Genomic DNA, 22,607 nt, shown 5'->3' with positions numbered 1-22,607 from the left:
CAGGGGCCGGTTGTGCCGGCCCCGGCGGTTCAAGCCATGGTCATCAGTTGAGCGTTTCCGCCTGCGGCAGCGGTATTGGTGCTGATGGATTGCTCGTGGAACAGCGCGGCCAGGTCATAGCCGCGGCCCGCGTGCAGCTCGTCGCTGTTGCGGCTTTCCACGCGCACCAGGGCGCCGTCGCGCGCGGCGACCTGGGCGCAGACCTGCAGCAGGGCGTCGCCATCGCCCTCGAACAGCAAGGCCGCCATGGGCGCTGCCGAATCGCCCAGGGAGTCGGCGCTGGCGCTGTGCAGCCATGGCACACCGGCATCGCCCGCAGCGGCGCGCAGCGCCTGCCAGGTGGCGGCGCAGCCGCTGTCGGCGCCTGTTCCGTTGTCGGGCAGCACCGCATGGCAGGCATTGCCGCTGGCCAGGGCCGCTGCCACCTGGGCCACCAGGCCCAGCGGCGTGCGCGGCAGTGCCCAGACGGGTCCGCGCGGCAGCAGGCGGTAGCGGTTGGATTCGCCCGTGGGGCCGGGCAGCGGCATGGCCGCGTCCAGGCGCGATGCGGAGGCTGCCGCGTCGCAAGCGGCCAGGGCCTGCACCTGCTCGTCGGCGGACATGGCATCCGGCGGCGCCTTGGACAGCGTCTCGCGCAGCAGGCCCAGCAGCTGCAGCGGCGCCTGGACGGGCGACTCCGCCCGTGCGAAGACCGACAGCGCCGCGCTGGCAGGCCCCTGCACCAAGCGGTGCAGATACAGCGGGCCGCCGGCCTTGGGGCCCGTGCCCGACAGGCCCATGCCGCCAAAGGGCTGCACGCCCACCATGGCGCCGATCACATTGCGGTTCACATAGATGTTGCCCGCATGCACGCGCTGGGTGAGGTGGGCAATGGTCTCGTCGATGCGGCTGTGCACGCCGAAGGTCAGGCCGTAGCCGGTGGCGTTGATGCCATCGACCAGCGCGTCCAGCTGCTCACGCCTGAAGCGGATCACGTGCAGCACGGGGCCGAAGACCTCGCGCTGCAGGCGCTCCGTGCTGTCGATCTCGATGAGGGCGGGTGCCACATAGTGGCCGTTGAGCACGCCGTCCTTGCGCTCCACGCGGGTGACCTTCTGGCCCGCTGCGGTCATCTGCTCTATGTGCTCCTCGATCTGGCGGCGTGCCGCGTCGTCGATCACGGGGCCCACATCGGTGCTCAGGCGGTCGGGGTTGCCCAGCGTCCACTCCTGCAGCGCATCGCGCAGCATGGTCAGCGTGCGGTCGGCCACCTCTTCCTGCAGGCACAGCAGACGCAGGGCAGAGCAGCGCTGGCCGGCCGAATCGAAGGCCGAGGCCAGCACATCGGCCACCACCTGCTCGGCCAGGGCCGAGGAGTCCACCACCATGGCGTTCTGGCCGCCGGTCTCGGCAACCAGCGCAATGGGGCGGCCTGCGGGCGACAGGCGGCGCGACAGCTGGCGCGCAATCAGGCGTGACACCTCGGTGGAGCCCGTGAACATCACGCCGGCCACCAGCGGATGCGCCACCAGGGCGGCGCCCACGGTCTCGCCCGCACCGGGCACCAGCTGCAGCGCATCGCGCGGCACGCCGGCCTCGTGCAGCAGGGCCACCATGGCGGCGGCCGTCAGCGGGGTCTGCTCGGCGGGCTTGGCCAGCACGGTATTGCCGGCAGCCAGGGCTGCGGCCACCTGTCCGCAGAAGATGGCCAGCGGAAAATTCCAGGGGCTGATGGCCAGCACCACGCCCAGCGGGCGCTGCGTGGCGTTGTCGAAATGCGCAGCCACCTGGGCGCCGTAATAGCGCAGGAAGTCCACCGCCTCGCGGATCTCGGCCACCGCGTTGGGCAGGGTCTTGCCGGCCTCTCGCATGATCAGGCCCATCAGCGGCTGGCTGCGCTGCTCCAGCAGATCGGCGGCGCGGGCCAGCGCATCGGCGCGGGCGGCAGCAGGCGTGCCGGCCCAGATCGGCGCGGCCTGGGCGGCGCGGGTGGCGCAGGCCTCGGCCTCCGCAGCGGTGGCCTCGCGCACCCAGCCCACGATGTCGGACAGCTCGGCCGGATTGCGCATGGCCTGCCAGCCCTCGGCACGCGCCGGGTCGGCAGGCAGGTCGGCCTCTGCGGGCGCGGCCAGATAAGTCTGGCGCGTGCTGTGTAGCAGTGCGGCGGCCAATGAGGCCAGCTGCTGCTCGTGCGCCAGATTCAGGCCCTGGGAATTGGCGCGGGCCTGCGCGTCTTTCTCGCCCTGCCGTGCAAACAGGTCGGCCGGCAGTGCAATGCGCGGGTGCGGCGCACCCAGCCGGCCTTCAACACGGGCGATCTTCATCACCTCGTCCACCGGGTCGGCCACCAGCTCGGAGACCGGCACGGAGGCGTCGCCGATGCGGTTCACGAACGAGGTGTTGGCACCGTTTTCCAGCAGGCGGCGCACCAGATAGGCCAGCAGCGTCTCATGGCTGCCCACGGGCGCATAGATGCGGCAGGGGCGGGCCAGCTTGCCTTCGGAGGCCGGGCCCGTCACCTGTGCGTACAGCGGCTCGCCCATGCCGTGCAGGCACTGGAACTCGTACTGGCCGCTGTAGTAGCTGCCGCCCACAGCCTGGGCCATGTGGTAGATGCTGGCCAGCGTCTGCGCGTTGTGCGTGGCGAACTGGGGGTAGACGGCGTCGGGCGCATCCAGCAGCTTGCGCGCGCAGGCCAGGTAGCTCACGTCCGTATAGACCTTGCGCGTATAGACGGGGTAACCGGCCTGGCCGCCTTCCTGGGCGCGCTTGATCTCGCTGTCCCAATAGGCGCCCTTGACCAGCCGCACCATCAGGCGGCGGCGGCTGCGGCGGGCCAGGTCCACCAGGTGGTCCAGCACCTGCGGGCAGCGCTTTTGATAGGCCTGCACCACGAAGCCTATGCCGTTCCAGCCCTTGAGCGAGGGCGCCGCGCACAGCGACTCCAGCAGGTCCAGCGACAGCTCCAGCCGGTCGGCCTCTTCGGCGTCGATGTTCATGCCAATGTCGTACTGCTTGGCCATCTCGGCCAGCCGCAGCACGCGCGGCAGCAACTCGGCCATCACACGCTCGTACTGCGCTCGGCTGTAGCGCGGGTGCAGGGCCGACAGCTTGATAGAGATGCCCGGCCCCTCGAAGATGCCGCGCCCGTTGGACGCCGCGCCGATCGCGTGGATGGCCTGCTCGTAGGCCTGCAGGTAGCGCTGCGCATCCGCCTCGGTGGCGGCCGCCTCGCCCAGCATGTCGTAGCTGTAGCGAAAGCCCTGCTTTTCATAGGCGCGGCTGTTGGCCAGCGCCTCGGCGATGTCCTGGCCCGTCACGAACTGCTCGCCCATCAGCTTCATGGCGCGGTGCACGCCCTGGCGGATCAGGGGCTCGCCGCCCTTGCCGATCACGCGCGTCAGCGCCGAAGACAGGTTCTTCTCGCTGCTGGTGGATGTGAGCTTGCCCGTCAGCACCAGGCCCCAGGCCGCCGCGTTCACGAACAGCGAGGGCGAGCGGCCCACATGGGCGCGCCAGTCGCCCTTGCTGATCTTGTCGCGGATCAGCGCATCGCGCGTGGCACGGTCGGGAATGCGCAGCAGCGCCTCGGCCAGGCACATCAGCGCCACGCCTTCCTGGCTGGACAGGGAAAACTCCTGCACCAGCGCCGCCACGCCGCTGCCGGCCGGCGCATCGCGCAGGCCCTGTACCAGCCGGGTCGCCAGCTCGCGCACCCTGTCGGCCTGCTGGGCATCCTGGGCGCGTGCCAGCGGCAGCAGCACGGGCAGGCACTCGGGCTCGGGCCGGTGCCAGGCGGCCGTGATCGCGGCGCGCAGCGGCGTCTGCGGCAGGATGGATTGGGCGAATTCCAGAAAGGGTTGCACCTCTTGGCTGGCGTTGGGTTGCGCCTCTTCGATCGCGACATCGCCAGGGCTGTCGCCTGCGCCTGCAAGCCGGATGGTGGTTGCGCCGCGCTCCAGCGCATCGACGTACTGGACGACGGCCTGTTTGATCAGCCAGTGCGGTGTGCGACCCATCTGCTGGGCTGCGACGCGGATGCGCTCGCGCAAGGCGTCGTCGACTTTGATGCCTACGGTGGTGGACATAATGGATTGGAAAGGGAAAGTGGTTTTTCGATGACTGGGGTGCAACCGGATTCGGCGTGATTTCACATGGGTTGCACCTTTTTTGATAGGGGGTAAACCCTTTGTGTTTGCCCAGGTAAGCTGGGTCCCATGGAGCCCATCCAGGCGGGCCGCTCTCACGGCCTCTCGGGTCTTCCCCCGGATGGCTCCAGCGCCTGCGCTTACTGATAGTGGATGGTGAACTCTGCGGAAGCATTGGCGCTGCCGGGTACAACCCGTTCTTCCGTTTGAACGTAGCGCCCCTGCAGCGGAATCGAGAATGCCGTCTGCCCTTGCGGAACGTCGCCAGCCAACCATCGGCTGGTGTCGTCCGCCTCTGAGCCGAACCGCACCGGCTTGCCGTTGCTGAGGATTTGCGCGGCAATGCCGCGTGCCGTGGAGGCCCTGTTCAGCGTGAGATTGGAGGACATGTTGTTGCGGTCGGTCACATCGGTCAGTGTCACGTACACCTGCGTTGCGGTTCCTGTATCGCCACCCGAGCAGTCCAGCTGAATGCTCTGTTCTTCGCTGCTGGCGCTGGTGGCTCCCACGCCACCGGACGACCTCATGAGCACGGCGCCCATGTCGAACCTTATTTCTTTCATCCTGACCTTGCAGGTAGGAACGCGGGGACGAATGACGACCGGGCCCGCGAAACGAAAATCGACCAGCAATTGTCCGGTCGCATCATTGGCACGGGATTGAGCGAATGAGCCAGATAATGTGCCCCCACTGGAGATGGGGCCCGTTTTGATTAATTCGATGTCATAATAAAAACTCGCTTCATTCCAATTGCCGCTTGTCTTTGGAACTGTTGAGTAGACCAAAAAAGGGAACGGAATTGTGAAGGCGCTTAATTTTAACTTGATGTTCTTGATGGTTCCAGGGGCTGCATAGAGACCATTTTCATGAGGGCCGATGCCTGTGAGGTAGTCTTCTATTCCAGGAGCACATTCAAACTGTGGTTTCTTGGATTCTGGGATTTTATTGGTAAGTTTCAACGGACCGCTGTATTTGTAGATGGTGCTTCCAATGTTGTAGTCACCAGGCGCGAATTCGGGAACTGTCATGCCGGAGAGTTCGGCCGTAAAGTACGGCAAGCCGTCGCTGGTGTTCAATTTGCACAAGGCCCATGTTGAAGGGGTAGTCAAGGCCCAAGTCAATGGAATAAATGAACTTTTGAGGATGCGAAGTGCATTTTTCACGGAGTTTCCTTTCGAGCATCAGGTAAGGGCTGCCCAATGCACGCATGAACGTTGGTTCCCCAAAAGCTCAGAAGTACCAGACCGTGCTACTGATAGCTCATCGTGAATGTGGCAGCACCATTGGCCTTGCCCGGCGTCACCTGGGCGGCGGTCTTCAGATAGCGGGCCTTCAAGGGAATATCCAGTTTGCCTTGCCCAAATACGGCGCTGCCTGCAAACCACTGGTTGGTATTGCCCGCGGCTGCGGAGTTCTGGCCGAATTTCAATGGAGTATCGAGCCTGGTGATCTGGATGGCTACGCCTGTTGCGTTGGATGCCTGGGTCGCCGTTGCGCTGTTGCCTCCAGCGCGATTCAGCGAAATGTTGAAGACTTGTTCGTTGGCTGTGGTGCCCATGGGCGTGGAAAACGGAAAGAACACATTCCCCAAAGGAAGATTTATGGTGGAGGCGGATACGCGGCAGGTGGGCACCTGAGGGATGATTTGTACTGGTGTGATTGTTTGAAAATCGACCAAGAGTTGGCCAGAATTGCTGCCGGCACGGTATTGCAATATTGAACCGTTCAATTTTTCAATCTGCTGCGTGCCGCTGGCGCGTAAATGGGCGCTATCGAAAAGCTTGTCGGTTGCCGCACCATGTGGTGTTTCCTGGGCGAGCGCGAACCCTCTTTGGGGAAGAGGGCTCACCTCAGGTTCAGGTCTTGTCCGCCGCCTTCAAGGCGCTGATCTTCAAGCTGGGCTGCAGGATGGCCAGCGGACGGTCAGCCCGCAGGGTTTGCTGCGGCGGCTTGTGCTTGCCGGTGCCTGCGTCGTGCCCTGCCGCTACGGGAGTTCTGCCCGCGTTGCCGATGACTGGTGCAGTGGTGGGCAAGGCGCTGATCTTGACGCTCATGCGCAGGCCGTCCAGGTCGCGCTCCAGCTTCAGTGCCTGCTGGCTGCCGCTCGGCTGTGTGGCACGAGCGGGCAGCACTGCCGCCGCAGTGACTGCCGGGGCGCTGGCGACTGCCGTGGCCGGTGCCGTTGCTGCCATGCGTTCCTGGGTGATGCCGGCCAGAGCCACAGCGGACGCAGCGTTGGAGGCCGGGGCGCCTGCCACGGCTGTCTTGGCATTGGTGGTTGCGGTTGAGGTTGCCGCGGTCTTGCCCGGCTTGGCAGATGCCACGTCGGTGGCCGCAGGCAGCAGCTTGTTGCTGGCCACGCAGGGAAGTTCCAGGCTTTGCGGCGGCTGGTGGGTGGTGCTGCGCTTTCTTTCAGGCAGGGTATAGGAGAGGTTGCAGCCCACCATGCCGGTGTCGGTCTTCCACTGCACCTGCAGTTCGCCCTGGTCTGATAGCCCGCGCGCCAGCAGCTTGCCGGCCTGGCCGATCACGCCCAACTCCTTGCCGTCCATGTCCAGCACGCTGGCGCCAAAGGGCACAGGCATGTTGCCGGCCTGCCGCGCGCGGATCACGGCCGAGCGGCCGTAGGCCGTCTTGAAGACCAACAGCGGCACGGCACCGGCCAGCGGCGCGACGTGCTGGCTGGTTTCCTTGAGCTCAACGTCGGTGGAAAGGCCCTTGGGATCAATGGAGACCTCGTTCATCGAGAACGGTGTGAGGTAGGGCACGACGGCATAGCCCCGGCTGTCCACCTTCACTCCGGGCGCGTTGTTGATGCGCGCGCCTTCCGCGTTCTTGGCCTCCACGATGGCAAAGGTGTCAGACACCGATTGCGACAGCGTCACCCCGCCCGGGTGGGCCACGATGGCGCCACGCGCGCCTACCGAGAACTGCTGGTAGCCGCTGCTGGCGCTGACGCTGCCGCTGAGTTCGGTCTGCGATGCGCGGTAGGTGGCGTTGGCGCTGGCACTGGTGCTGCTGCCATTCATGCCACCGGTGTTGTGGTTGGCGCTGAGGCCGTAGGAGATGGCGTTGTCGTCGCCCAGCAGACCGGACAGGTTGGCCTGGGCCTGCACGCGGCCGCGCGAGTCGCGGTTGGTATTGGTGGAGAGCATCATGCCGCGCTCCATGCTGAGCGGAATCGACAGGCCCACGTGCAGGAATGTGTTGGACTGTCCCCAGGCATCACGCTGGCGCGCCGCAGAGAGGTTGTAGGAGATGTTGCGGAACGAGTTGCTGTAGCCAATGGCGTAGTCGACGTTGGAGCCCTGTCGGTTCCAGTACTTGGCAGTGGACGCCGTGAGGCTGAGGTTGCCTCCCCCAGGCCCGAACTGCTGGCCCATGACCAGGGAGGCACGGTTGCGCGGCCGGTACAGGTCCGTGGAGGGCCGTAGCAGATTGGCCTGATCCCGTGCGCGCATGGCGTCGTTGAGGCCGAAGAATCCGTTGGTGGAGTAGCGATAGGCGGCAATGGCCACGTGGGTGCCGGTCTGGGCAAAGGATTTTGCGTAGCTGGCCCGCAGGCTCTGCCCGGAAAAGGAACCGTCGTGGGGGATGCTGGTGGAGGCGTGCGTGATGTCTGCACCGAAGGCGCCCCAGGGCGTGGTGAGCGCTGCGCCAATCATGGGCGAGATATGGCCCTTGGCCAGGGACACGCCGCCGTAGCCTGTCAGCATATTGGTGAAGCCGTGCTGCCACGTGGCCTGGGAGAACATGGGCGAGGTGTTGGGCAGGTGGCGCACCACGCCCGCAGTGAGGCTGTATCGGTTCTGCCCTTCACGCAACGACAGCGGCACGGCCGCGTAGGGAACGGAGAAGCTGCGCACGGCACCATTGGCCTCGGTGATGCTGACTTGCAGGTCGCCACCGTAGCCCGTGGGGTAGAGGTCGTTGATGACGAAGGCGCCGGGCGCCACCGTGGTTTCGTAGAGCTTGATGCCGTTCTGCGTGATGGTGACTCGGGCATTGGTGTTGGCCACGCCGCGCACCACGGGCGCGTAGCCGCGCTGGGAGTCGGGCAGCATGCGGTCATCACTGTTCAAGCGTATGCCGCGAAACGAGGTGGAGTCCATCAGGTCGCCACCCGTGTAGGTGTCGCCCAGTATGAGCTGGGAAGACCAGTCGGCAATGTCGCGCTGTGCGTAGGTGGAGATGTTCTGGTAGTTGCCCCGTCCAGTGTCCGCCCAGCTGAAGGAGCCGTTGTGCCGGAAATGCCAGCGGTCGATGTTGACGCCGCCGTTCAGGCCCAGGTAGCTCTGCGTGGTGTTTTCTGCGTTGCTGGAGCGCCCGTGGTAGGTGTTGAACTGGTAGCCGAGCAGGCCGACAGGCACGCCGGCGCTCCATTGGTCGGGACTGACATAGCCGCGCACCGAACGGCGTAGCGAGGCCTGGGGCACGCTCAGGTCCAGTCGCTGCTTGCCGAAGTCGAAACTGGTCAAGGCGCCCGCAACGATCTGGTCCAGACGGTTGCAGCCACCGTCGGCCGCCAGCTTCAAGGCGGCCTCGGGCGGCAGGCGTGAGAGGTCGATGCCCACCTTCTCCAGCAGGGCCTTGTCCAGGCAGGGCAGCGCGTCCTGTGAGCCGGACTGGGCCTTGAACTGCACTTCGCGGCGGCCAACCCAGTTGCCGTTGATGTAGATGTCGGGGCTGTAGTTGCCGGGCGTGACCACGTTGGCGCGCGAGTAGCGCGAGACGTCAATGGTCTGCTTGCCGGTGTTCAGAAAGCTGGGGTCGAAGTCGACGGCAGCCGGCGTGGGCTGCCACTGGCCGGTGGACGTGGAGGTCGTGACTTCCTTGACCTGCTGCCCCTGCTGGGCCTCGGACTGCCAGCACACCAGCACGGAGAGCAGCAGCGCATGGCCGGGCTTCAGTTGGAAATATCCGGCAGGGCCTTGGCCTGGCCCCGGCATTGTTCCTTTTCCTTGCCTTGTATGCCGGCTTTTGATTCCCTTTTCTGAATCTGGAAAGACTGGCCTGATCATTTGCTTATCTCCTAATGCTGTGCGCCCGATGCAAAGCGAACGGCCAAGGCCGATGTGCCAGTCCCGGTAAAGAGACCGATGCCGTTTCGCCGGGTATTAACGCTGGGTATCGGTGTGCTGGCCGGGCTGAAAATGCAGTGGCATTAGATAATCAGGCCGGAAAGGACGGGGGATTCGCGTGGCTGTGCTCGCATTGCCCTGTTTATTGGGCGGAATTTCCGATTCTGGCTTCGTGGTTGAGACTGGCGCCCCAATCATTGATGCTGCTGAACATCACCGTGGCACCTGCCGCGCCAGCCATGTTGACACCCGCAGGTTCCTTGATTGGGAAGGTGGCCACCTGGCCGGGAAGAACGGGCCCGACGCCTGCCTCGAAGGATTTGCCGCCGAGTTGCACTTCAACGCCAGCCACATTGACCACAAAGGCGCTGGAATTGCGTGCTTTCAATACAGGCTGGTTTTTGGCGTCAACGTCTACCGACCATTGAAGCTGGGCAGGAGCTTCCTGGGCATTGCCGGGCAGGTTGCTGGGTCGGTACATGAGCTTGACACGGGTGCGAAAGGCGAACTGGAGATTGTTGGAGTCGCCTTCCATTTCCGCCTTGGGCGGGACGTCCAGCACGTTGAGCCAGAACAGGGATTCCTTGTCGGCAGGCAGTGCTTCGCCCGAATAGATGATGCGCAACGTCTGGCTCTTGCCCGCCTCGATGCGCATGATGGTGGGCGTGATGACGAAGGGAACGTCGATGTTCTCAGGCGATTCCTGGTTGTTGCCCTTGTCCAGCCAGGTCTGCACCAGGGCAGGTTTGCTGCCTTCGTTGGTGAGCTGGATGGTGGCTTCCTTCTCGCCACTGGGGAAGATGATGCGCGTGCCCGTCAATGTCACGCTGGCCTGTGCCGCCGTTCCAAGAAGAAGGGACAACAGGATGGCAGCAAGCCCATATGAACGTTTGATCGTCAGCATCGGAGAACTCTCTGGGTTTTGAGCGAAAGAATGGGGCCAGGCCCATGTCGGGAAAGCAGAAGACACGGCATATCGACCACCGCAAGGCGGCCGATATGCCTGAAAGTCAGTGATTACTGATAGACCAGCGAGTAGGTCACCGAGGTGTCGGTACGGCCTGCGGTCACGGGGCCGGTGGCCACGTATTCGGAGGCGAAACGCATGATGGCCCGGCCATTGCCACCGACCTTGTTGTCGATGTCCACAAAGCGCGATTGGGCGGAACCGATCTTCAGGCGCTCGTTGTTGCTGGGATCCACGATGGCGATCTGGACACCGGAGGCCACGGCGGGCGCACCAGTACCGCTGGCCGCTGCGGGCTTGAGCATGCCGGTGACCAGGTCCACGTTGGGGCCGGCTTCGAAGAACACGGCGACCTTGGAGACGGGCGCTGTGGAGGTGGCGGTGGCCAGCTCACAGCCGCTGAGTTCCAGCGAGAACGCCTGGCGGCCGACCGTGGCACCCACGGTGGCCAGCTGGTTGTTCGCCACGTTGGGCAGCTTCACGCCGTCCTTGGCGGCGCCGGCGACCGTGGTGTCCACCTTGCAGGTGGTGGTGACCACCTCGCCCGTGAAGTTGATGGTGCCGTCTGCTGCTTGAGCGGTGTTCATGGCCATCATGACCAGGCCGGCAACCGATGTCAGCAATGCGATCTTTTTCATGGGTATTCCCTCGAGTTGAAGAGATAAATGAAATTCCAGCAGCGATGAATGCGCTGATGGAATATGAGAGTGTGTGAATGGTTGAGTGGTTAATAAATCATCAGTGTTCCATGTTCACCTCATCAATCCAATGGTTGGTAGCTGTCAGCATGGTCAATGATTTGCAGGGGTTGCGATCATGCTGGAATAGGTGGTGGCGCTGACATGGAGAAATTGTTCGGGCGAGGGAGCGTTGGCGAGGTTTGTTTCTCTGGCATGTTTGAAATTGAATTGCTCAAAGACACCAGTGCCCAATGGCGCGGACGGGGTTCAGGAGAGAATATGTCAAAGAAAAAGGCGAAAAAGCCTGTTCTTTGGGTATGTGATGGATTCTAGGTGTGCGCCGCCGTTATATGAAATAGGGCGCATTCTGATTATTTGAGCCTGAATCTAGGAATAGTCCTAGATTTGCTCTGTCGAATGGGGGAAAGAGGGTGCGCAGCCCGCCTGCGCCGGGCGGTTGCCTGTGCTGAGGGTGATGGTGTCTGCGGAGGGGGCGCGGGTCCCGCAGATCAGGAGGGGTGGTCGAGGGCGAAGGCCTGCAAGGGCAGCACCGGCTCTCGGTCCTGTGGATCAGGGGCGCGGGGACAGCAAATACTGCGCCATTTCGGCAAAGCCGTCGCCGCGCTCGGCCTGCGTGACATGGCGAGGCAGGTGCTTTAGCTGGGGCACGAAGCGCGCGATGTTGGCCACGCCCAGGCTGTGGGGCATGTGCTCGAACATCAGCTGGTCGTTGGTGGAGTCGCCGATGTAGATCCAGCGGTCCAGCGTGGCGTCGAGGTCGATGTCGAACAGGGTGCGCAGGATCCATCGCGCGCCTTCGAGCTTGTTGTGCGCGCCAAACCAGCCGTTGATGTGGATGGAGCTGACGGTGGCGTTCATGCCCGCCCCCTTCATGATGGCCACGCAGCGGTCAATGTCCTGCTGGGGCATCTGGGTGAATTCGCTGTGGTCCACGGCAATATCGCATTCGCGGCCCGCCGAGTCGGTGGCGCGCAGCGCCCCGGGCACGGTGGCCTCGATCTCGGCCAGCACCTGCTGCATGCGCGCGTAGTTGGCGGTGCGCGTGGCCTCGTCCTGCTGGTAGAGCTTGTCCAGCCCGCCCTGCGCATTGCGCCGCAGTGCCACGGCGCCGTTCTCGGCCACGATGGCATCCACAGGCCAGGCCTGGGCAAACGGCTCGCTCCAGCCCACGGGCCTGCCCGTGATCGGCACCACGCGCAGGCCGGACTGCTTGAGCCGGGCGATGGCATCGACGACATGGTCCGGCACCACGCCCTCGGTGGTCAGGGTGTCGTCGATGTCGGTGAGGATGCCGAGCGGCGATGCGGGAGGTGTCCAGAGGGACAGCGGCTGGAGGGTTGTAGGCACGGTCGTCAAAATGCAAAAAGCCGCCCGGGGCGGCTTGTAAAAGGGCAGCGTTTGCGCGCACGGACCGTGCGCGCAAGGGCTCCATCCTACTGCCTGGCGAACTCGACGATGGCCTTGTAGAACTTGTCGGAGCCGTCCTTGGGGTTGTCGGGGGACAGTTCCATGCGGTTGACGCCGTGTTCGGCCGCGCTCAGGCGGGCGGGAATCAGCGAGAAGTAGTAGGGACTGATGAAGGTTGCGCCGTTGTCATAGTGCGACTGCATGGCTTTCAGGTGCGCTCCTTCGCGCTTCCACTGCTGCGGGTTGAACTCTGGGACGCCGTAACTGGTGATGCCAATTTGCCTCATGTAGTTGCGCATCCACTCGCTGTTGGTGGTGCCGCCATACATGTTCACGCCGGTTCGCCAGGGTGTATCGCCACCGATCGTCTTGTCGGAGGCAAGCAATTGCGGGTTCCAGGACGAGTTCACATTCGCCACGATCTGATGCGAGTAGATTTTTTCGGCCGGCAGCCCTGCATCTACGGCCTTTTGGTGGAAGGCTTTCAGAAGACCGTACACCTGCGATTCACGGTAGGTGTTCCAGTCCTGCGCCAACGGGTTGTAGTAGAGGTCTTGCGGTCCGGCCGGCATGTCCAGCCAGGTGCGCACTCCGCGCAGCGTTGAGATCCGCTGCATCCATCCCAGTCGCTTGGGCGGCTGTGCCGATACCTTGCTCTGGTCGCGCGGAACGACCATGAACTCCACATTGGCCAGCAGGTACCGTCGTTCATGGGTTGCGGCAACGACCTGTGCTATGTGCTTTCCTGGCGGCAGGTCTCGGTAGTCCAAGTCATGCCGAAAGCCTGTGTTGGGGTCGGTGATCGCATCCACGGCACGGTAGACATCCAGCCTGCCCAGCCCGCGGGCAACAGGTGCGACGAATTTGCCATCCACGTACAGATCCAGCTTTTTCACGGCCTGCTCAGGGTCCCACAGCCAGCCTGCAATCGGCAGCGTGCCACCTGCGAAGGCGTCATAGTGCTCGCCAAAGGAGCTCAGGCGCTCCTTGCGAATGTCCTTGGATGGGGCTGGGACGGCATCAAACGAAGGATAGTCCAGTCCGGTCTGCTTTTTCAGCTGTCCCACATCCTTGTACTTGGACTGCAACCAGCGCCGAAAGCCTGCAACGGAATCCGGACTGTAGTCTGTGACCTGGATGGATTGGTAGGCGCCCATGCCGTTCTCGAAGTCAGGGAACATGTGGTGCAGTTCGCCCGGCAGCGTATAGGCCACGATGCGCTTTTGCACCGCCTCGGGCAGTTCCAGGATTTTCCTGGCAACGTACTCCAATGCCTTGAACCGGTACTGGTTGACGGGAATGGCGGGATCGGCCGACAGCGTGTACGGCATGATCCGATAGCCGAAATAGCCAAGCTCCAATCGTTTGCCATCACGCAACTGCATCAGGTTGCGAGGATCTTGGGCAAGGTCGACGACGATGGGGCCCGTGGAGTCGAAGTGATCTGCCATGAGATAGACCACAACCGGTCGCTCCACCTTGCGGATGACATTCAAAAAGCTTTCCACACGGGATGCGTCGATCTCCCAGCCTTGAGCGGTGTGCCGATACAGCGGCAGCAGGGGCAGGGTGATGGTATAGCCCACTTGGACGGAGCCTTGGGGCCCGCCCGGCTCCAGCTTGTCCAGCAATTGCTCGATGGCTGAAGCGCCATCAAGGCCTCTCGTGCGGCAGAAATTGAACAATTCCTCGAGCGTTCTCAACTTCGCATTGCCAGCAGCCTCATCGCAGATGAGCCATCCTTCGATGCTGGGGGCCAGGATGAGCGGTGGACGAGAAACAGGAGCCGCATCTGACCCGCTGGCAAGGGTCAGGTATCCAAATGACAGCGCCGCAGCGGAAAGGCGGAGAAGTTGATGCATATGGATATCCGACGAGTAGGTTTGCCAGATGCGTTCACCAGGCGCTGATCAATCGCCGGCCAGGTCTTCCAGAGACAGGCTGACTGGCTCGGTGGGAACACTGCTGACGTCGTAATGCAAAAATGCGATCAGGCACTGGATGCCAATGATGACGGGCAAGGCGGCAAGCATGACGGTGCCGCTGGTAGCGGGGTGATTGCTGCCGCCAATCCAATGCCAAAGGCCAAAGAGAGTGCCCAGCAGAACCAGCAGAGTGCCGCTCAGGCTGTACAGCGTGCCTATATTGAAGTCACGTACCAGATAGTTATAGACATAGCGTCGCCAGAGGCGAGAAGCATGTTTGCGCAGGAACTCAGGTAGCACCTTGCCGATCTTGAGATTGGACTCCTCATCCGCGTAGACGGAATCCATGGGCACATCCTTGACCACGGCGCGCACGGTGTTCAGCCGGAACAGCATGTCGGTTTCGAAGAAATAGCGGTTCTCCAGCTTGTCCAGAGGCAGTTCGGCCAACACGCAGGTGCGCACGGCGGTATAGCCGTTGGTGGGGTCCATTACGTTCCAGTAGCCGCAGCTGAGCTTGGTCATGAAGGACAGAACCGCATTGCCGAACAGGCGCACAGGTGGCATGTCCTGCACGGACTCCGGCCGGTAGAAACGGTTGCCCTTGGTGTAGTCGGCCTGGCGGCGCAGCAGGGGCCGCACGAACAGCGGCAGCAGCGAGGGGTCCATCTGGCCGTCACCGTCTATCTTGACAACGATGTCCATGCCGTCGGCAATGGCTGCCTTGTAGGCCGTGACGATGGCGCCACCCACGCCCCGGTTCTCGGGGTTGTAGAGCACGCGCACCCGTGGGTCCGTGTTGTTCTCCTCGATGAAGCGTCCACTGCCGGCGGGGCAGGCATCGTCCACGGCATAGATGGCCTCTACCTCGGGACCGATGGCATTGATGACACCGAGCACGTGCTGGGTGACTTTGTAACAGGGGATGGCGACGGAAATTTTCATGGTCGATGATCCCGGCTCGTTGTTTCCAGGGAGCGCTTTGTATGTAGAAAGCCTTTGTCCTCTTGCATAGTCCCATAAAACAGACTGGCTATACCTTTCTGGCTGCAGTGAAGTATATGCAATTTGGAGTTCTTTTTGATCCACAGATGTTTTACACGCTGACTCCGATGGATGCCCTCGATTTTTTGGAATGATCCTCGGCTGGAAAGACTGTTTTCATTATCGGATTTTCTACCCAGCGATACCATATTAGACTGATTAGGACAATAACGACTGGAAGCGCAAGCATGAAAACCAACATCCAGCGTGAAGAGTCTATTTGCATATTCATGCGAAGCCTCCCACTGGCATCCAGCAAAAAGGTATGCAACAGGTAAAGGCTATAGGAAGCGTCGCCCACCTTGACCAGCCAAGACGGTGGTGAAAAGCGCGTTTGCTCCAGTGACAATACCAAAACCAGTGCGGAGATACCAAGGATGCCGAAACTGGCAACGCGCATAATCTCAACACGGTCAAAATAAGGCGAACTCATGCCAAGGGTGAGTCCCGCGCTTGCCAGAACGATACAAACAGGAATTGCTATAAAATGTCGACGCAGGAAGGAGTAACCTTGTAAGTAAGCATGGGCAAGCAATGCGCCAGACAGAAATTCCAACCCCAGGCCGGTAAGCAAATAACGCAGAGGCTGCTGTCCGTTGAAAACGCTAGGTCTTTCCGTCACAAACCAGAAAATATTCCAGACCGCCAGAAATAGCATGGCGAAGATAATGGCTTTCACTTGGTGACGCTGTGGTAGAAGAGCGATCAGCGCAATCCATACATAAAAATATATTTCCATAGTTAGCGACCATGCTGGCGGCAGCCAATTATCCCAGATGTTGGGATAAAGCAATAGAGCACTGAACACCATTTTCTCCAGATGTGGCAGATCTTCCTGGTAAAGAAAAACGGTAGAAAAGGCGATGAGTAGTAAAACAGGCCAATAGCCCAAATAGATGCGCAGAAGCCTTTTTTTAATGAATGGCCAAAGGCCATGGGTAGATACCGTGTGGCAAGCGGAACGGTAGATGACAAATCCGCTGAGAACGAAGAATATGTCTACGCCTGAAAAAAACCATTTCATTAGACCTGTAAAGGATGCAAGTGTGGGTACGAGATCCCAGTGTGGATGCATATGGAAAAACAGCACCATCAGCGCAGCGATTCCGCGCAATGCTTGTATCCAGTTCAGGTTTTTTTTCATTCGTCGTGCTAGCCTTGCATAATTGATTATGGCTCGAATTGATGGCGTATTTTCTGCCAGTAGTACGCCCCCATGCTTGCAATGTATAGAGCGATTCCGTCGAAGTGTGCCTCTGCTCCTGCGGGGCAGGTAAATACGAGACGTAAATCACCAATCGGAGTTGTTCCTACTGGAATCAAGCTTGCCACTCCTTGGGTGATATCGTCTTCTGTATTTCTTCCTCGAAGATCTAAACGATAGTTTGAAATTGGAATATTCTCCCTTTCAAATGAAATGTCCAATGCTGTACATCGTTTGTCAAGCGATTTTACTTGTAGTCGTAGTATGGCCAGAGCATTCCATTCGAGATCGATGTCCTTCCAGATGATGCTGGGTGTAGTGCTTTTGGCGTAGGCCACTTCGCTCCAAGGGTTCCTGGACCAGTGATGATATTCCAGTTGATTTGTTTTTGCTGCCAGCAATAATGAATGAGGTCCCTGGCTGAGATCTGGCATCAGTGGTGAAGTATAACGTTGATGGTAAGAGCCTATTAATGTTCCAGCAGCGATGATAAAAATTGTCCAAATCAAATATTTGAATTGGCTGTTTCTGCATTTTTTTGCCAATGCTCCAATGCCTGAGGCTGCAAGTAGTGTTATTAATATTTCGAGCGCACTAATACTATAGCGATCGTTGTACAGTACAGGGATATGCACGGCTGTTTGATAGACCAATGCCCCTGTGAGAAAAATAACAATTGCCTGTTTTCGCATGAACCAGGCACCAACCACGCTGAGTGTCAATAAAAGAATTCGCCAGAATCTATGATTAATTAGAGTCCTTGAGATGTTGATTTTGCTGAAAAATAGAACTGCGCCTAGCTTCTGAAAATACATTCTTGCCAGAATAGGCAACGGCGTATCGCGCAGCATTTCCTTGGTAACCGCCATCAACCGTTCATCACCAGCAAGTGACAAGTGGCTTATATCGGTTCTTAGTACTGATGCATTATCGTGCATCAAGTTGAAATAAGGAGGTTCATAGCCATCGAGGACAGGATTGTTGCCGAAGTAGAGCGCGGCTCCGGCCCCGGTTGCAATCAAAGAACGGCCAAAGCTCACATTATTGTGAGCCATGAAGACGGCTACCAGTGCAAAGGCCAGGATGTGTGATGCCAATATTCTATTGGCAAGAATTTTCCATGCATAAGGACCTCTCCATGAAATAAATAACGCTACCAATATGACTGCAGGTATCCAGTAGATATAAGTGCCGCGAGTAAGTGTGGCTGCTGCTAACGCTACCCCTGCAACAAAAACTATGAGGATAAGCGTTATTTTTCTGTTGATTCCCACCGCCATTCTGGCCGTTGCCCAAAACCATAGGGTGCAAAGAAAGATAAATAGCGGTTCGCTCTGAGGAGAAATAGCATATGCAGTGAGTAGCGGAGAGCACGCATAAATCCAGGCGGCAGCTGCACCAGATATGCTTCCTCCAATTCTTCGCCCTGCATCAAATACTAAAAAAAGTATACTGATGGCCATCAGTAAATTGAAATACTCAAGCTTTGCTACATCTGCACCAAACAACGCCATGTATACATAGATACCTGGTGCTGAGCTTGTTGATAGTTCGCTGGAAAAGAATGAGCCGGGATCGGAAAGTAGTTGTTTGGCCAGAGGGAAATACGTAACCTGAGTGTCCATAGGTATACGCAGCGAGCCTAGTTGAGGTGATATTTTCCAGATTAAAATAATAAGTGGGAATATCCAGGAAAATAAGCTTTTGAGTATGCGGTAGAAGAAATCTTTACTGCACTTGAATTTTTCTAAAGCAATCATTTTCTTGGAGTTGATATTTTCAGTGGATTTTTAAAGATTGTTAGAGAGAGGTCAGAACGACGCCTGCGATAATCAGAAGGCCGCCGGCAAAAGTGCGCCAATGAATGGGTTCATTGAGCAGCAACCAAGCCAGGATGGGGACAATGAGAAATGCCAAACCCATGAATGGATATGCAAGATGTAGTGGCGCATTTCTCAATATCCATACCCATCCTAATGTTGTAATTCCATAGAGCGCCAAGGATGCAATGAGCCACCCATTGAATATCACTGACTGCCATGTTATTGCGTCGGGGAAAGAGGACGCTGCTTTTTTGAAAAGAATTTGTCCAAGACTTATGCATAGCACACAAAGCAGTGTAAGCAAAATGGTAATTTTAGACATTTTCTAAATTATTTGAATTGAGAATGGGTAGCAGCACCAGCGGTGCTGTGAAGAATGCTAATAAATAGCGATACTCTCCGGCTATTGAGAATATGAATACGGCCGCCAGTTGCAGGCTGTAAGTAACTGCGGCGATGCCGAGAGGAATATCGCGCTCATTAATAGAGCGTCGAAGCCCGATAAAGATGAGAATATAACCAAGCCATGGTGCCCAAAGTATAGCTCGATGGCGCATTGAGAATTCGTGCCAGCTTACCAGGTAGGGGCTTGTAGACCATTGGAAGATATTCGTGCTCGAGATGGACTTGGTTCTGGGAAGGATTTGGTCATTCGCCTTTATGTCCGGTATTCCTCCGTTTGCCAATGACGAATAGAGAAATATGTTGACTCGACTGGACAAGAAGGCGGGGAGATTGTGCCATAAATTATATTTGAAAAATTCGCGCACAATAATCCGCTTGTTTTCTTTGGTGATTGACAAAAGGTTGGGTCCCGGAATAACAAAAATAAGGGGGTCCCAGTAATAATGATCGTGAAACTTCTGTATATATTCAACGGATTTCCCCGTTGAGGTGAGTGCTTCAATGGTTTTTGGACTAACCCGTGGCTCATTTCTCTCCCATAGTCCCATGGGGCGATGCTCCAAAAATCCCACAGTCTCGTACAGAGCCATTGGGAATATACTTCCAATCGTTTGGTTGTATTTGAAGGTTGCGTGCCCATAAATGGCCACTATACACCATGGTATTATTATGGTGGCAAGCTTGATGCGTTCATGGCTGCTTAAGATACATGCTAGAGCCACGAGTGGAAACAGGTTGATGATTCCGTTGGGTCTTGCGAACAATGCAAAAGGAATGGTTGTCAGCAATATCAGGGTTGAAGATTTGTCTATTTTCCGCCGCTTGCTGCATCTCCATATCTCAAAGAGCATGCCGCTTAGACATATTGCATATATTCCGTCTGAATAAAGGCTGCCCATATAGTAAATGACGCTGGGGCCGAGCGCGACGAAGAAAAAGCTGTAGAAGAAAATTTTCCACATCTTGTTTTCTATCGTCCAGGATAGAATCCGCGAGCAGATAATTGCGCACAGCAAAAGTTGAATTCCAATCGGAACTTCGGTTCTTCCTGTGGTGCCATAGGTGAGCTGGTTGTACATATACCAGAACACCGGTTTGCCTGCCTGGAAATCACGGTTGGTATCTACCTCGAGCATGATGGCCAGACTATCTTGGCCAAGAATACCAGGCCAGCACGCCACCAGCCAAGCCGTATAAATAAGAATAATTGTTGGCAGTAATATAGAAAAACTCAGTAGTGAGTGATTCTTGTGGCTGGAAATCTTCATGAGCTTCGAGGTTTGAGCTTGAGAGCCTGCTTTTCTATCAAATGCCAGCTGGCATACGCCATTGCGACTGTCATCACCAAGGATAAAGCCATTGTGCCCAGGAAGCCTGCGGCAGGCCAGGTGCAAAGAATTACTGTCTGCTGTATGGGGAATGCGAAAAGGTATATACCGTAGGATGGATCACCCCAGCGACCGGCTTGAGAGATGACGGGGGTGGCAATATTACCAAAGAAGATGACGAGAAAAGGCAGCCCCAGCAACATTGCCGTGTGCTTCCAACCCATATGCCAAAATGCGATGAATACAATTCCAATCAGGGTGAACCAGGTTAGGGGATGTCGTTGCCAGTGCGGTTGAAGCACGCACAATGCCACGCCGGCGAGAAAGAAAGCGCTGAGCTCTCTTCCATAGTTCACGGCACCAGTGATATCGGCATTGTTTTTTTTGAAATACCAAGCCATGAAAATGGCAATGATTGCCAAGAGAATGGTTTTTCTCTTGAGCAAGCCTAGAGCACCAGCGGTGCCCAGGACGATGTAGCAGCGCACTTCATAAGGAATTGTCCATAGAGACCCGTTCACGCCAAAAGCGTAGGGATTGTGCTCGAAGACCCCCGGCAGCACGTAGTGAATTTTCATCCACAGGGTAGCAAGGTAGGCTGACGTGGCACCATGCTGCAGATACTCCCGGGCGGGAAGCGTCGTCACCCATGTACCAAGCCCATAGGCCACGAAAATTACCACGAAAGTCAGTGCTGGCCATATACGCAAGAAACGCCGCAGTCCAAAGCGGAACACATTGGGGTCTCTTTGCCAACTGGTCATGACCAGATAGCCGCTGATGATGAAAAAGATGGTGACCGCCAACCCGCCAAGGCTGTACAGGCCAAAAAACGACGGCTCCATCTGCCCGGTCAGCGCATAGTGATGGCTGACCAGGACCATGGAGGCTGCAACGATACGGATGAAGTCGAAGTTGTTGCCCGGGTGCGTGGCGGATGTGGATGCCATGGTGTTGTCGTTATGTGTTGGCCTGCAAAGCCAACCCCGCATGCTCGCGCAGCGGATGGAAATGGATCTTCGGAAACCGCTCCTGCGCCAATCGCACGTCATAGGGTGACGTGCACAGATAGGCCAGCGTGTCGGCCGCATCGCGCGCCATGCGCAGCGGGTAGGCGTTCTCGAATTCGCGCAGTTCGCCCGGCGTGTCGGCCGTGATCCAGCGGGCGGCCGTGTACTGGCAGCCTTCCAGACGGATGTCGCAGTCGTATTCGGTGTTCAGGCGGTGCTGCACCACTTCGAACTGCAGCTGGCCCACGGCGCCCAGCAGCATGTTGCCGCCGGCTTCGGGTTTGAAGACCTGGATGGCGCCTTCCTCGCCCAGCTGCATCAGGCCCTGCTGCAGCTGTTTGGTGCGCAGCGGGTTCTTGAGCACCACGGTCATGAACATTTCAGGGGCGAAGAAGGGCAGGCCCGTGAATTGCAGGCTCGCGCCGTCGGTGATGGTGTCGCCCAACTGCACGCCACCATGCGTGGTGAAGCCGATGATGTCGCCCGCATAGGCTTCTTCGACGGCTTCGCGGCGCTGGCTCATGAAGGTCACGACCGAGGTGGGGCGCAGTTCCTTGGCGGTGCGCTGCACCTTCATCTTCATGCCGGGCGTGTACTTGCCCGAGGCTACGCGCACGAAGGCGATGCGGTCGCGGTGGTTGGCATCCATGTTGGCCTGGACCTTGAAGACCACGCCGGAGAAGCCTTCGTCCTCGGGGTGGATGATCTTTTCCACAGGCTGCTTGTTGACCAGCAGCGAGCTTTTTCGGGGGCCGGGCGGGGGCGACATGTCGACCACGGCATCCAGCACTTCCATGACACCGAAGTTGTTCACGCCGGAGCCGAAGAAGACCGGCGTGAGCTTGCCTGCCAGGAAGGCCTCGTGGTCCCAGGGGGCCGAGGCGCCCTGGGCCAGTTCCATGCTGTCGAGCGCGTCGTCAAAGGCCTGCCCGAAGCGCGCACGCAGCTTGTCGGCCTCGGCCAGGGGAATGGCCTCGAAGTCCTGGGGGCGGCGTTCGCTGCCAGGCTGGAACACCGTCATGGTCTGGGTGAGCAGGTTGATGATGCCGCCGAACTGCTTGCCCTGGCCCACGGGCCAGGTGACGGGGCAGCAGGGCATGCCCAGCTCGCGCTCCACTTCGTCAAGAATGTCCAGCGGATCGCGCACTTCGCGGTCCATCTTGTTGACGAAAGTGATGATGGGGGTGTCGCGCTGGCGGCAGACCTCGATCAGGCGGCGGGTCTGCGATTCCACGCCGTTGGCGGCGTCGATGACCATCAGCGCCGAGTCCACGGCCGTGAGCACGCGGTAGGTGTCTTCCGAGAAGTCCTTGTGTCCAGGGGTGTCGAGCAGATTGACCACATGGTCGCGGTAGCTCATCTGCATGACCGAGCTGGCCACCGAGATGCCGCGCTGCTTTTCGATTTCCATCCAGTCGGAGGTGGCATGGCGGCTGGCCTTGCGGCCCTTGACGGCGCCCGCGATCTGGATCGCGCCCGAGAACAGCAGCAGCTTCTCGGTCAGCGTGGTCTTGCCCGCGTCGGGGTGGGAAATGATGGCAAAAGTCCGGCGGCGCCGGGTTTCCAGGGCGTAAGTCAAGGGGGA

General features: G+C 59.1%; 15 protein-coding genes. All 15 read right to left on the bottom strand.

The genetic code is table 11. The annotated features are described in order from the left end of the window. Positions 1 to 29: 29 nt before the first annotated feature. A complete protein-coding gene (putA, locus tag ACF8NF_RS23715; protein ID WP_392451374.1) occupies positions 30 to 4,067 on the bottom strand; it encodes a trifunctional transcriptional regulator/proline dehydrogenase/L-glutamate gamma-semialdehyde dehydrogenase in 4,038 nt (1,345 codons plus the stop codon). Positions 4,068 to 4,267: 200 nt separating this feature from the next. Then, a complete protein-coding gene (locus ACF8NF_RS23710; RefSeq protein WP_392451373.1) occupies positions 4,268 to 5,290 on the bottom strand; it encodes a fimbrial protein in 1,023 nt (340 codons plus the stop codon). Between the two features lie 86 nt (positions 5,291 to 5,376). Next, a complete protein-coding gene (locus tag ACF8NF_RS23705; protein ID WP_392451372.1) occupies positions 5,377 to 5,976 on the bottom strand; it encodes a fimbrial protein in 600 nt (199 codons plus the stop codon). A gap of 7 nt (positions 5,977 to 5,983) precedes the next feature. Continuing rightward, the gene (locus ACF8NF_RS23700; RefSeq protein ID WP_074922499.1) at positions 5,984 to 9,076 is read right to left on the bottom strand and encodes a fimbria/pilus outer membrane usher protein; all 3,093 of its coding nucleotides are present in this window, start codon (positions 9,074 to 9,076) and stop codon (positions 5,984 to 5,986) included. A gap of 274 nt (positions 9,077 to 9,350) precedes the next feature. Then, positions 9,351 to 10,112, bottom strand: coding sequence for a molecular chaperone (locus ACF8NF_RS23695; RefSeq protein ID WP_392451371.1), 762 nt, complete (start codon positions 10,110 to 10,112; stop codon positions 9,351 to 9,353). Between the two features lie 113 nt (positions 10,113 to 10,225). Beyond that, entirely contained in the window at positions 10,226 to 10,813 is a 588-nt protein-coding gene (locus ACF8NF_RS23690) for a fimbrial protein (protein WP_034363243.1), read from the bottom strand. Positions 10,814 to 11,425: 612 nt separating this feature from the next. Further along, a complete protein-coding gene (locus ACF8NF_RS23685; protein WP_043790466.1) occupies positions 11,426 to 12,223 on the bottom strand; it encodes an HAD-IIB family hydrolase in 798 nt (265 codons plus the stop codon). A gap of 86 nt (positions 12,224 to 12,309) precedes the next feature. Further along, positions 12,310 to 14,145, bottom strand: a complete 1,836-nt coding sequence (locus ACF8NF_RS23680; RefSeq protein WP_392451370.1) for a hypothetical protein — start codon at positions 14,143 to 14,145, stop codon at positions 12,310 to 12,312. Positions 14,146 to 14,193: 48 nt separating this feature from the next. Continuing rightward, positions 14,194 to 15,153, bottom strand: coding sequence for a glycosyltransferase family 2 protein (locus tag ACF8NF_RS23675; protein WP_392451369.1), 960 nt, complete (start codon positions 15,151 to 15,153; stop codon positions 14,194 to 14,196). A 151-nt stretch (positions 15,154 to 15,304) separates the two neighbouring features. Continuing rightward, positions 15,305 to 16,396, bottom strand: coding sequence for an acyltransferase family protein (locus ACF8NF_RS23670; RefSeq protein ID WP_392451368.1), 1,092 nt, complete (start codon positions 16,394 to 16,396; stop codon positions 15,305 to 15,307). A gap of 26 nt (positions 16,397 to 16,422) precedes the next feature. Further along, positions 16,423 to 18,216 (bottom strand): ArnT family glycosyltransferase, encoded by a 1,794-nt coding sequence (locus tag ACF8NF_RS23665; RefSeq protein ID WP_392451366.1) that lies wholly within the window; start codon positions 18,214 to 18,216, stop codon positions 16,423 to 16,425. Positions 18,217 to 18,256: 40 nt separating this feature from the next. Further along, positions 18,257 to 18,601 carry an EamA family transporter gene (locus ACF8NF_RS23660; RefSeq protein ID WP_392451365.1) on the bottom strand — a complete coding sequence of 115 codons (345 nt, stop codon included), beginning with the start codon at positions 18,599 to 18,601 and terminating at the stop codon, positions 18,257 to 18,259. Then, entirely contained in the window at positions 18,594 to 19,952 is a 1,359-nt protein-coding gene (locus ACF8NF_RS23655; protein ID WP_392451364.1) for a hypothetical protein, read from the bottom strand. The genes ACF8NF_RS23660 and ACF8NF_RS23655 overlap by 8 nt, the downstream gene beginning before the upstream one ends. Next, positions 19,949 to 20,962 (bottom strand): acyltransferase family protein, encoded by a 1,014-nt coding sequence (locus tag ACF8NF_RS23650; protein WP_392451363.1) that lies wholly within the window; start codon positions 20,960 to 20,962, stop codon positions 19,949 to 19,951. Before ACF8NF_RS23650 ends, ACF8NF_RS23655 begins: the two co-directional genes overlap by 4 nt. Before the next feature lie 10 nt (positions 20,963 to 20,972). Continuing rightward, entirely contained in the window at positions 20,973 to 22,601 is a 1,629-nt protein-coding gene (locus ACF8NF_RS23645) for a peptide chain release factor 3 (protein ID WP_392451362.1), read from the bottom strand. Between the last annotated feature and the right edge of the window lie 6 nt (positions 22,602 to 22,607).

Source organism: Delftia sp. WSY_22, assembly GCF_043104185.1.
Lineage (GTDB): Bacteria > Pseudomonadota > Gammaproteobacteria > Burkholderiales > Burkholderiaceae_C > Comamonas > Comamonas tsuruhatensis.
The sequence above is the reverse complement of the archived record's forward strand: the minus strand, read 5'-3'. Positions and strand labels throughout refer to the sequence as shown.